Source organism: Mesorhizobium sp. M0518 (assembly GCF_040321125.1).
Taxonomy (GTDB): domain Bacteria; phylum Pseudomonadota; class Alphaproteobacteria; order Rhizobiales; family Rhizobiaceae; genus Mesorhizobium.
In genome coordinates, this window is record NZ_JAMYQY010000013.1 from 62,677 (window position 1) to 75,018 (window position 12,342).

Here is a 12,342-nt window from a genome sequence, read left to right on the forward strand (position 1 = left end):
AGATTGATCTGCGCGATGCTGGCGGCGGCCGCACGCGGTTCAGGCGGTCCCCTGCCACCAAACCTCCTTCCCAAGTCGGTCCATACTGGCCGAGCCGGGATTTCGATGACAACCCGGCTTATGCCATGCACAGGGCATTAGACAGCATTGTCGACTACTACCGCGAAGCCGTTAGGGCCGGCCATAAACCGGAGCCCAGTTGGCTCGTTACGTCACCTTAAAACTAGCGCTCAGGTGGCCTGACATTCAGCAGTCTACTACTTGATAGGCGAATTGCCCCAACAGGTAGGCTTTTAGTACGACAACTTGTCAAAGCTCGGTTTAGACCACAGAGTGTGCTTTCGGGGGCGCAATCGTAATGTTGTCAAAAGGTTCTGACTGGCTTCGGTGGGAGCCGCATATTCATGCGCCGGGGACCGTCCTGGAGGATCGCTACCCTCCAGACGAGTGGGAAGCATACATTGCTGCGCTCGAGAATGCCTCACCGGCAATGCGGGCAATCGGCATCACCGACTATTGCGTCACCTCGACTTACGAGCGCGTCAAAGCGGCGAAGGAGGACGGACGCCTAAAGCAGTGCGAGTTTCTGTTTCCCAACGTTGAACTCAGGCTTGAGATGGGAACCGTCAAAGGCCACTTCGTGAACATCCACCTTCTGGCAAACCCGGAAGACCCCACGCACATCAAAGAGTTGAACAGATTCCTGCGTCAACTCAAATTTTCGACCACTGACGACGAATATTGCTGTTCGCCGGAAGATTTGATCCGGCTCGGAAAGCGCATGGATAGGTCGACCGCCGCCGATGACAAGGCCGCTTTGCGGGTGGGCGTTACGCAATTCAAGGTTTCTCGAAGCGGGCTTCAGGCTGCATTCAGAAGCATAGAATGGGCCCGGGAAAACATTATCGTCGCTGTCTCAGGAAATGCCGATGGAACCTCCGGTGTCCGGGATGCAGCGGACCGGGCGATCAGGGAAGAGATCGAAAAGATCTCGAATGTCATCTTTGCCAGCAGCACCAAACAGCGAGATTTCTGGCTTGGCCAAGGTGCGGCAGCAACCCCACAGGAGATTCTTGAGACCTACGGCTCCCTGAAACCTTGCCTTTGGGGCAGCGACGCTCACGAACTCTCCTTCGTCGGAAAGCCCGCCGAAGACAGGCTGTGCTGGGTCAAAGGCCAAGCGAGTTTTGATGGCCTTCGGCAGGCCTGCATCGATCCGGAGCGCGCCTACGTGGGACCGACACCGCCCAGTTGGTCCTCAGAGTCACAGACGATCGACCACATCAGGATCCATGGAGCACCTTGGGTGCGGACGCCTGACATCGGGCTTAATCCGGGCCTGGTGACAATCATCGGCGCGAGGGGTTCAGGGAAAACCGCTTTGGCTGACATCATCGCCGCCGGCTGTGACGCCTATACTGAGGATGTCGACCGCCCTTCCTTCCTAGAACGTGCCCAAGAGCATCTGTCGGGGGCCGAGGTGTCCGTGAAGTGGCTGAGCGGGGAAACGTCAGACGCGAAGGATCTAGAACGTCCAGGTGCCGACCGGGACACATTCCCACGTGTTCGTTATCTCTCCCAGCAGTTTGTCGATCGGCTTTGCTCGCCGGAAGGCATGCCCCAAATGATCCAGGAGATCGAACGGGTCATTTTCGAAGCGCACACGGACCGGGACGGAACGATCAATTTCCTTGAGTTGCTGGAGCTTCGCGCCCAGGGGCATCGGGAGGCCCGCTTGCGCGAAGAAACGGCCATGAACAACATCTCCGAGCTGATCGCGGCGGAGCGGGAAAAAATTACGGCCGTAAGTGGCTTGATAAAGCAGATTGCCGAGAAGGATACGTTGATCAAAGGGTACGAGAAGGATCGCGGCATTCTCGTCCCCTCCACAACAAGCACTGTCGTCGCACAGCGGCTGCAGGATCTCCTGACGGCCGCAGATATAGTACGGGGATATCTCAGGCACTACGCCAAGCAGCAGGCGGGCCTCGAGAATCTCCAGAGCGACGTTGTGGATCAACGGCAGAATCGTGCCCCGCAAGCGCTTCGCGACTTGAAGGTCGCACATGCCGCCAGCAAGCTGGATGACCCTGACTGGGAGCGCTTCATGCTCAGCTTCACCGGGGATGTCGACGGGGCCATCAAAGCCAAGGCTGCGATGTCCAACACGGCAGTCGCCCGTTGGAAAGGCACCGTACCCAGCCTATTGGAAAACGGGAGTTTTGTGAGCGACGGCGCTGAACTGACCAAGCTTTCGCTGGCGGTGTTGGAGGCAGAGATTGAGCGCGTGCAGAAGCTTGTCGCGGCCGACCGACAGACTGCCGAGAAACTCGCCGTTAATGCCAAGCGCATCACGGAAGAGACAGCGAAACTCGCCGTCCTAAAGGAAAAGCTGACCGATAGTGAGGGGGCTGCGGTCCGCAGGCTCGAGCTGATCGAGGATCGCAAGGGCGGCTACAAGCGCGTGTTCACGGCCATTTTAGCCGAAGAGACGGTCCTGAAGGACCTCTATGCGCCGTTGATGGTGAGGCTGGCCAAGCAGGGTGGAACGTTGGCAAAATTGTCGTTCACCGTGTCACGCGTTGCTGACGTCAAGGCGTGGGCCGACAAGGCGGAGAAGGAACTGTTTGATCTCCGCACCGGCCCGTTCCGCGGGACGGGCAAACTCCTCAAATATGCAGACGAGGAGCTTAAAAAGGCATGGGAAACGGGCAACGTCGACGCCATTGCGGCAGCAATGGAAGCGTTTCGTGAAAAGCACCAGGAGGAGCTGCTTGAACCCGCACCCGATCGGACCAAGGACGCAGATGGCTTCAAAAAGTGGCTGAAACGCTTTGCGCAGTGGCTCTATAGCTCTGACCACATTTCGATTGAATACGGCATCAAATACGATGGTACGGACATCAAGAAGCTGTCGCCGGGTACACGGGGCATTGTTCTCATTCTCCTGTACCTGGCGCTCGACGACGCCGACGACAAACCTCTCGTTATCGACCAGCCCGAAGAGAACCTGGACCCCAAATCGATCTATGACGAATTGGTGCCACTTTTCCGGGCCGCCAAGCTGAAGCGTCAAGTGATCATGGTGACCCACAATGCCAATCTGGTCATCAACACGGACGCGGACCAGGTGATCATCGCGAACGTTTCTGAAATGACGGGTGACGGACTCCCCGGCATCACTTACCGGTCTGGCGGGCTCGATGAAGCCGACATCCGTCAAAGCGTCTGTGAGATTCTAGAAGGCGGGGAGGCAGCGTTCCGTGACCGCGCCCGCCGACTTCATATTAAGTTTTAACGGAGTTACCCCAGCTATGATCGTTGTCGACATGAACGCCGCGAATAGGCTCCCGCCGCGCGGGGACGAACTGCTCCGCGTGTTCTCCAGGTTCGAATATGCCCTGAAAGATAGCGGCTTCGGAAAAGCGAATCGAAGAAATGTGGTCGAGGCGGACTGGGACAGGTTTGCGTCCAATGAGCTGAAAGCGCCGTTCTTTGCGGCGGTCCGAGCCAAGGCCTTGGCTCCAACTCTGATGGCCAATCCTCCAAGCCGCCAAGTCCTGCAAGGAGGCACGCTGGGGTGGGATACGACAGCGCCACCGGCAAACGTGGCTGAGCTCATGGGCGCCGTTCGTCGCGTCCGAAACAACCTCGTCCATGGCGGCAAATCGGGTGATAAAGATTCCGATCGCAATGACAGCTTGATCGCGGAGGCTATCGAAGTGCTGCTGGAAGCCCTTCGGGTCCATAGGGACCTGAGAGCGGTCTTTGAAAAGCGTTGGTAGCCTGATCCACTAGCCATGATCATAAATCTGCCCGAAGCCGAAAAGGCCATGTTCGACAAGCTAACCGTATCTTGCATGGATATTGGTTTTGCGAAGAAATGCGGGGAATACCTGCTGAAAAAGGGGTGGCATAGTTACGAATGGCAACGTCGAGGATCCGTTTATTTCCAGCAATCGGTCTACACAACTTCCCTCATCGTCTCCTACACGCGACCCTTCACCCAAACGCGAGGATTGCCGAAGATCCCGGCCGAGGGGCTCGATTTTTCGCCAGACGAGCAGCGCCTGCATGTGGCTTTGAAAAGTCGCCGCGATACGGTCTACGCACACTCAGATGGGGATTCCTACTCGTTCCGTCCTTGGAAATCAGGAGATTTCGCCACCATTATGGAGCAGCGTCCGGCGCACATCATATCGAAGGACGACGCTGAATTGTTTGTGAGCATGGCAGCGCGACTTGTGAAGACGCTGGTTGCTCGGCGCGAGGCCATTCTGAGTATATGGCCATGAGCATAACCGCCGCCTCTCGCGGACGAGCTTTGGTCAGAAGGAGTCAGCACCGTGATCGCACACTCCGAAGCCATGGAACTGTGCCAGTCCATTTCGCGCAGCATGGGTCGCTTATCCGGTATCGTTGAGCAACTCTACCGGCACGCCGCCGGCGAGTCCTTAACCGAGGTCGCGGACCGGCGAGCCGCTTCCATGCAAGTAATGCGCGACATGGAGCGGGCCGTGGTCGCGCTAGTAGGCTTGGCCGAAGCAGCAACCCCTCAGCCGGGAAAGTCGCACTGAGCGCTGGTGACGGCAGCCGAAAAGGCGCATTGTATTACGCCATGCTCATGCAGCCCCACCAAGTCCGATGGATTGAGCACAACCTCATCGCCAATGACATCGCGTTCGTGGTGACAGGCGGCGTAGCAGTCAAGTTCTATCATCCGGCCCGTGAGACTGAGGATGTTGACCTCTTTACGGGTGCCGATCCTGGGTCCATCGACAAAATGGTAGCGTCCATCCCCGCGCTGGCACAGAATCCAAAAGCGAGGGCGGAATTACTGGATAGGCGGGTGGGCCACTTCAAGGTCGGTGGGGAGCATCGGATCGACGTCCTGACGTTCGCGCCGGCGCTCGTTTTTTCCGAAGCCTTTGCCACGGCCGAAATTGCCAACATCAACGGCGTCGATATCCCGATTCTGAGCCGTGCTCTGCTCATCGCGCACAAGACCGAGGCGGGTGACCCCAAGGACTTGGCTGATGTCGCGCTCCTCCAGCAATCCGCCTAGCTCTCCAAACACATTGCTATACGGCCTGATGCAAACGAGAATAGTATTGCTTTCTGTTGCTCATCCAACTCTAATTATAGTCAGATGAAAACCCCAGATACACCGAGTCCGATACATCCGCGACCGGGAGACTCTCCTCTCAAGCTCGAAACGTTCGAGATAGACCCCGAAAATCATGCAGAATTCAAAGCGGCAGCGCTCGCCGCCGCGCGCCAGGCCATCAACGATCTCCCTGCACAGCTAGAGTCCCTAAAAGGCACTCTGCGTAGGGTATCACCGCCTCAAATCCTTGCGGCATTTGCAAGCTACGGCATGCGCGCGGGCCTGATGAAAAATGGCGAGCAGCGGAAGCTCTTGCCGGACGTCATGCAGCACCACGGGGAATTGCTCCAGGCGATCGCCTTGTCACTTCCCCTTGTCGAATGGGGTGTGGAACCGGCTACACCAGACGTCATGCAGGCCCTGTTTGACACGGTTCCGACCATCTCGAACTCGTTCTTCATGGGCCGTCTGCTTGAGGGTGAGGACTTGCAGGACGACAAGGAGGCAATGGCCGTCCGCTCGCTGCAGGAACGCGTCCGCATGCATACGCATGGGGTTCGAAACTGGGGCTATTACAGGCAAGTCCTCAACCTGTCGCGAGATCTGTATGCATCTCTCGATCTCGCAATGCATCTCCATCACGGTTTCGGCGCAAGCGATGTCATTGACACGCTTGCGGCGCTCGTCTCCGTGTTTGAAAACCGGCAATCCGCCCATTGGGAACTCTTGGGCAAGGTTTTTAGAGGGAAAACCCCTCGCCAGCTCGCGGAACTCTACTACAGGCTTATCCCCGACCTCGTCGGCGGCGCCGAAGAGATGCTTGCGATTCTGCCGCCGAAAATCTCAAGCGACGAAATGAAGGGCATTTTAATGGCCCACTATGACCTTCGCCTCGTCGATACCGCTCTTTTCAATCCGAGCGACATTGCATCCGTCGTTGCCAAGCCCGAAGCGGTGATACGAGGTGTCCTGGAGGCCCTTTCATGTCGGCCGGGCGCTCTCACCGAGGCCAGGTTCAACTACCTATTCCTCGATAACCCAGTATGGCATCGACCCCTCCTCACCTTGGGCGAGAACTATTTTTGTCCGATGCCTCAAATGGCGTTCAGCCACATCCACCGTATAATGGACCGTCTTTGTGGCGAGGCCGGCCTTCAGGAATCCTTGAAAGACCGCCGGGCTTTGTATCTTGAACAGCAAGTTGAAGCGGTGTTCCGTGGCGCCCTGCCCGACGCCGACATCCGTGCCGGAGTGAAGTGGAAAAAGGACGATCAGCAGTTCGAAACCGATCTTCTTGTTATCATCGACCGTGTGGTTTTGATTGTTGAGGCAAAATCCCATCGACTGACACCCCAAGGACTTCGCGGAGCCCCGGACCGAGTCAAGAAACACATTCGCGAAATCGTTCTCGCGCCGTCTATTCAATCGGCCCGGCTAGAGGAGCTTATCCGTAGTGCGCGCGAGGGAGACACCGGTGCGGTAGCCATAATAGCTGGTGTCGGCATCGATGCGGGCCGGGCCGATCGGGTGATCCGCATTTCGGTGACCCTCGACGATTTGTCGATGCTAAGCGCCTGCGAGCAGGACTTCAAAAAAGTCGGATGGGTGCCTCAGGACCACGCCTTGGCGCCGAGCATCCTGATCGCGGATTTGCAATGTCTTGTCGAAATCCTTGATAACCCGCTGCTCCTGCTTCACTACTTAAGTGAGCGCTCATATTTGCAAAAATCCCTAAGCTTGTTGGGCGATGAGCTGGACTATCTGGGGCTCTATCTTGTCAGTGGCTTCAACCTTGCCCAGCTCAATGAGAAATTCTCTCAGTTCTCACCTTCCGGGATGTCTGCGCCGATCGACCGCTACTACGAGGGCCGCGAAGCCGGACTTAATTTGCCAAAACCCAAAATGGAATTGCGGCCCCTGTTCCGGGATATCGTCGAGCGTATTACCCAGCTCAAGCCGGCAGGCTGGACTCTTATAGGCTTCCATCTCCTATCCAGCGCCGATCCAGCTGAGCAACGTGCCATCGAACGAAACCTCAACAAACTGCGCCGCTTCGTGCAGAAGAATTATCGCGACCCCAGCCACGCATCGACGCTTATCGTCCAACCGCCGGAACGCCGGAAGGCCCCGGTCCTGTTTTACCTCTTTCCAGCGGCCTTAAGGGCTGGTCATCGAGGGACTATGCGACAGCTTTCATCTGAAGCGGTCGAAGCAGGTAACCTCGATGCTTGTATTATTTTGGCGCGCTGCACGGAGACCTGGGAACAAGCGTTCGAAAGCCTGATGTTATGGCAACGCAACGCCCCACGGCCCGCATCCCGTGTGTAGAGCGTCTTTGGGTGGGATGGCCGCCGCGTCCGACTTCGAGCGACTAGGGCGGCAGGTTCGTCCCATAAGTGAGATCCCAGCATGGCCAACTACGTGTCATTTCAAATGTGGGGACCCTTCCGGCAGTCCCTGATCAAAGGCCATCAGTTCTACGTCGAACAGGCCCGCAAGCGCGTGCTGTCGCAGTTCGAGAACATAGAAGAGGAAGCCGACAAGACAGCGGACGACTGGCTAGAGGAGAGCGGCGGCCTGTTTGATCCCGACCGGCATGATCCCTCGGATTTCTACAAGGCGGCCAACGACTTCCGCATCGAGTTCTATCAGCTCCTGAGTCACATGCGAGACCAGACCCGGCTGAGCGTCGTAGCGGGGATGTTCCACGAGTGGGTGAAGAAGCTTCGGGAATGGCTGGTGCGAGAGATCCAGCACTGGCACCACGGAGAAACGGTTGTCGCGAAGGTCTGGTCCGCGGATTTCGGCAAGATTACCGACCTGCTGGAGAGCTTCGGTTGGAAGCTCCGAAGAACGGACTACTTCAAAACGCTCGATGCCTGCCGATTGGTGGTCAACGTCTACAAGCATGGCACCGGAACCTCCCTCGCGGATCTGAAGGCGACCTACCCCGAATATCCCGACGATCCGCTGAAAGGCGTGCGGCCGAGTTGGTCAAAAAAGCTGGTGGACCATAAGCACCTCAAGGTCAGCGATGACCAGTTCGAGGCGTTTTCACACGCGATCCTCGCGTTCTGGCGCGATGTCCCGGAAAACGTCGTTGGTGGCCAGGAATTGGTGCCCAGCTGGTTTGAGAAAGCCATTTTGAGCGATCGCGCCACGCGAAGGGCCGTGTCGGCTAAGGTCGGCAGACGTTGACGAGAGAGCGGCCCATTGTGGGCTAAATCCCAATAACGCGGTCAACCGCGAGCGGAGCTCCAAAGTGACAGAGGACGATTGGAATCGTACCAAGGACTACGTGGCCGACAGCCTGCTCGCCCATCCGAGCGACCTCCTGGCGCAGATCCCGTTGAAGTGGCTGATGGCTAAGGCGGCCGCGCACGGACTAAGCTTCCGGTCAGCGGTCGACGTCGACCAAACAAATGTCATGCCGGCCGTCGCGGACTCTTACGGTGCTTTTCTCTACGGACTTTATCGCTTCACCTCGAAGCCCTACTATCGCCCGCTAGGTTCGCCGCCGCTTGTTGGCAGGGACGCCACACCATCGACGATCAACGAGACGATTGATGCCAGTGTCGTCGACCGATGGAGAGGGGAGTCGGGCTACAGGCCCAAGAACCTGCAGGACTGGGCCCTGCGGATGGGAGTAGACTCCGGCGATTTCAGCCGCCCAGTGTTGACGGCGGACCCGCGCACAAGCTTCGAGGCCACATGAACACCAAGGCCGTCAAAAAGCCGTCCTTTGACAAGACCCAGAGGGAGAAGCTCAAAGAACATGCCGAGGGCATTATGCTCGGCTTTCTGCAAGGAGTTATCCGGAAAGGTGATCCTCAACCTTTCAACTTTGGAGATTCGGGGGGCACTTTCTTCGATGGTTACACGGCGCGCTTTACGCCGAAGTTCCTGGAAGCCCGTAGGGAATTCGTGATCCTGGCGGCCAAAATGCTAAAGGCGAGGGCCGCCCATGAGCCCACCCTCGCGAATCTTTGCCTGACAGCCGCGCAAGACTGCATCAAACGGTTGAAGCAAGTAGGCAGCCATACCAATCCTGACCTTGTCGTTGAGCAGAGTGTCGAGAAACTGGTAGATAAGGCTCTTGCGGAAGGAGGCGCGCAGTACACGCAAATTGTGCCGAACTTTCTCGTAATTCCAAACGGATACGATGGCCCGGTGAAAGTCGGTCGCGTGACCTCGATGAGGACGGTAGACGCCTCGACCATGGCCGGTCTTTCTGGGAACAAGAAGGTCTCACTCAAGAGCGGTGACTACCCTAACATAAACAACTCTTCGCCGGGGACCGTATCAATCGGCATGCCGAGTATGGTATTTGTGGTCGAGGTGCCGGCCGCACGTCCAAACGTTGCAGAAGAGGCCAAATGGCTTATCGACGTGGCCATCAGCTTCATGAGGCTGATGGGCGAACCATGGTCGGCTCGATATCCGCAAATTGGTGAAATCGAACCCCATCCAACGCGCCAAACCCTAACACAGCCCCACGTGACGATCGCCGGAGGCGAGGTGTTCGGCGGCGGGTTTCCGACGCATGGAGCGTACGATGTCGATGAAGCCACTGCGGACAGCCTAGCTCGCGAATCGATCCAAAAGCTTGCTGATCTCCTGTTTGACGCCGCCGAAAAGACGTTGGCCGGTCGGGTCGCCCAAGGACTTGGATGGATTACGCGCGGCCGGCAAGTCTCGGATCGAGCAGAACGTCTTCTCGCATTCTTTACCGCCCTAGAGGCTCTGTTGACCTCGGATGATAAGACCGCACCGATTACCCAGAACATCAGTAGGTTTGTATCCGTGATTTGTACTAGCGACCTCGAGCAACGGATGGAAATCTTCAGCCAACTCAAAAGCATTTACAGCGTTCGATCAGCCGTGGTGCATGGCGGGAAGCGAGAGGTCCTGTGGCAGGACGTCAACGCCCTCCAGACTTATACCGAGTTCGTCTTTAAGATCGTTTTGACGCGATGCGACATGACGATCGGGTACGCGAAATTTGGAGAGAGCCTCGCTTGGGCCTCGCACGGTCTACGCTGGGAGTTCGCCTCGCCTGAGGTTGACCGCGCGGCGGAGGCGGAGGAGAACTTGAGGGACATTGGCGACGTAACAAGTCTTTAGCCGAAAACACAGCAACCGATGGACCGGCGAGTCAGGCGAGGTGCCCATGACGCCGGTAAAACTAAATTACGAGTTGTATAACATCATTTGTGGAAGATTTGGAGCGACCAAATATGCAGGGCAAATACGCATTAGATGCAGACTGAAACTCGGCCTTACATACCCAGACTAGGGGTCGGCTTTTGACCACAGGCGACTTGGCTGAGGCGCCGACCAAAAAGGGAGTTCGCGCCAAGAGTAAATCGGCCACTAGATGTCATGTTTCGGCCGTATGTGGCCCGGCAGTTCTTAAGTCACCAAATTCACATTTCGACCTCGATCTATTGACTCTTCGCCACCGTTGCGCCCTTCGTTCGTAAATAAACTGCGCTCGCTCTTGACCAGCGCAATACTACGGATATTCGCAAAACGGGGTCTAATAGTGCGCAAGGTTATAGTCGTCAAAGGCGAGAAGGGTTCGGGTAAGACATCCATCATCCATGAAGCAGCCAGGCTTCTTGGCTGCGGCCTTACAACCAATAGCCCCGCTGATATATTCATGGTCACGTATCTCAAGCTTGGCACGAAAAAATACGGCATCGGGATCGCAAGCTCAGGCGACAGCGCGAAGATCATCAAGGAGAACATCGACGCACTGTATCTGCACCACCTCGACTACGTCATTACCGCGTGTAGCGCTCCGCGCGCGGGCATGCCGATCCTCCAAGCGTTCGCAGCACTTGAGGGCGCGCAGCTAGTTACCGTCGACTCCAACTGGCAGCCGAGTGCGACGCCTCAGCAAATAAGCACGAAGGTTGCTGCGATCGCCCAGCAGATACGCAGCAATATTCCCTGAGCGCTTCGACGACCCCGTACCCGTGCCTCTAGAGATCCTCGGGGTACGTCTGCTGTTTGCCAAGAAGCCACTTAGCGACCATCGGTGGAGCATTGTCCGCTTTCGGGCGAAAGCAAAGCTTGCTTGAATGTCCGCGACAGGCGCGAAGCTGTCATTCGGGGGCAAGGGGGAGAGCGCGCTGAACGACCTTTGAAACCATCGCGTGGGGTCAGTGGTCCGTAGCTTCCTTCAAGCGCGCAAGATGAGCTTGGCAGATCGCCTCAACGAGCCTGTGCAGTTCGGCGGTGCGCTCGCCCAGCCATTCGAGGGCTTCTTCGCTGATTGTGTAATGCTTGGAGTAGCGGGCTTTGACACAGGCCTCGTTTAACGTGTTGAACCAGGCACGGTAGCGCTGCTGGTCGCGCGGCCAGACCTCTGCAAGTCTTCCATCTTGATCTTCGGCCAGGGCACGGAGAAACGTCAGCTTGTGCGAGGGCGGGCTGTAGTTGGTCAGAACGAGTAACAGGGTTGCGTAAGCGTGCTCGATCGCCTGATGTGAGAGGAATGCGGCCTCCTTCCACATTTCTCCCTCAACGGCAGCCGAAAACAGTCTGTAGAAATTTCGAGCCCCCAAGGATCTGTTGTCGAAGTGCTCTTTCGCCGCCAGATAGGCGTCCTTTGACGTAAGCGGCTTCGGCTCGGCCAGCGGCTCCTCGTCAAGCTCGTAGAGCACGATGCCCTCGCGACGGATGTCCGTGAAGAAATACTGGCCTTCCCGCAGCGCCGTGTTCACCTCACGCCTTGAATGCACAAGCTCGTAGGCGTCTTGACGCCAGTGTCGCGGATCAGTCGGTCCTTTGCCTTATACCAGTAAGCGAAGTCGGCGAGCTTGCGGTTGTTGACGACGATCAGCAGGTCGTAATCCGATCGGTAACCCTTCATCGTATGCGGCTCGTCGACCCAGTCGCCGCGCGCATAGGAGCCAAACAGGATTATCTTAAGAACACGGCCCTTCTTCCTGAACTCGGCCGTGCCATTGCTCAGCGCATCGTCGAACTCCTCGTGCAGGATCTCAACGATTCGGCCGAGCTCGGGCTGCTTATGCTCGGGCAGTTGATCGATGCTGGTCTTCATCATCGCTGGGTGGTGCATCCGGACTGGGAATAACTCGACCGCTATAACGCTTCTGCGATCGCGGTGCGCGACGGAGGATCGTAATCAGAGGGTACGCCTCCCATCGAGCCACGACGGTGCCTGACTGGGTTGTGCTGCGCAACCATCTCAGTTGCAATAGCAT

At 57.2% G+C, this 12,342-nt stretch carries 9 protein-coding genes and 1 pseudogene; 9 read left to right on the forward strand and 1 reads right to left on the reverse strand.

From position 1 onward, the window contains the following. Window positions 1-358 precede the first annotated feature (358 nt). From NKI66_RS19515 to NKI66_RS19555, 9 genes are all read left to right on the forward strand, one after another. Complete coding sequence (locus NKI66_RS19515; RefSeq protein ID WP_352752611.1) at window positions 359-3,298, forward strand: TrlF family AAA-like ATPase; 2,940 nt, start codon at window positions 359-361, stop codon at window positions 3,296-3,298. A 16-nt stretch (window positions 3,299-3,314) separates the two neighbouring features. Beyond that, complete coding sequence (locus NKI66_RS19520; RefSeq protein WP_352752613.1) at window positions 3,315-3,785, forward strand: hypothetical protein; 471 nt, start codon at window positions 3,315-3,317, stop codon at window positions 3,783-3,785. A gap of 15 nt (window positions 3,786-3,800) precedes the next feature. Further along, window positions 3,801-4,295, forward strand: coding sequence for a hypothetical protein (locus NKI66_RS19525; protein WP_352752615.1), 495 nt, complete (start codon window positions 3,801-3,803; stop codon window positions 4,293-4,295). A 311-nt stretch (window positions 4,296-4,606) separates the two neighbouring features. Then, window positions 4,607-5,065, forward strand: a complete 459-nt coding sequence (locus NKI66_RS19530; protein ID WP_352752617.1) for a nucleotidyl transferase AbiEii/AbiGii toxin family protein — start codon at window positions 4,607-4,609, stop codon at window positions 5,063-5,065. An 84-nt stretch (window positions 5,066-5,149) separates the two neighbouring features. Next, window positions 5,150-7,435: a hypothetical protein gene (locus NKI66_RS19535; RefSeq protein ID WP_352752619.1), complete on the forward strand. Its 2,286-nt coding sequence runs from the start codon at window positions 5,150-5,152 to the stop codon at window positions 7,433-7,435. Window positions 7,436-7,516: 81 nt separating this feature from the next. Further along, the gene (locus NKI66_RS19540) at window positions 7,517-8,305 is read left to right on the forward strand and encodes a hypothetical protein (protein WP_352752621.1); all 789 of its coding nucleotides are present in this window, start codon (window positions 7,517-7,519) and stop codon (window positions 8,303-8,305) included. A gap of 64 nt (window positions 8,306-8,369) precedes the next feature. Further along, window positions 8,370-8,822: a hypothetical protein gene (locus tag NKI66_RS19545; protein ID WP_352752623.1), complete on the forward strand. Its 453-nt coding sequence runs from the start codon at window positions 8,370-8,372 to the stop codon at window positions 8,820-8,822. Next, window positions 8,819-10,231 carry a hypothetical protein gene (locus NKI66_RS19550; protein WP_352752625.1) on the forward strand — a complete coding sequence of 471 codons (1,413 nt, stop codon included), beginning with the start codon at window positions 8,819-8,821 and terminating at the stop codon, window positions 10,229-10,231. Before NKI66_RS19545 ends, NKI66_RS19550 begins: the two co-directional genes overlap by 4 nt. A gap of 421 nt (window positions 10,232-10,652) precedes the next feature. Further along, a complete protein-coding gene (locus NKI66_RS19555; RefSeq protein WP_352752627.1) occupies window positions 10,653-11,066 on the forward strand; it encodes a hypothetical protein in 414 nt (137 codons plus the stop codon). 208 nt (window positions 11,067-11,274) lie between these two features. Here the strand turns inward: NKI66_RS19555 and NKI66_RS19560 are convergent. Continuing rightward, window positions 11,275-12,182, reverse strand: a pseudogene (locus tag NKI66_RS19560) (nucleotidyltransferase and HEPN domain-containing protein). Window positions 12,183-12,342 lie beyond the last annotated feature (160 nt).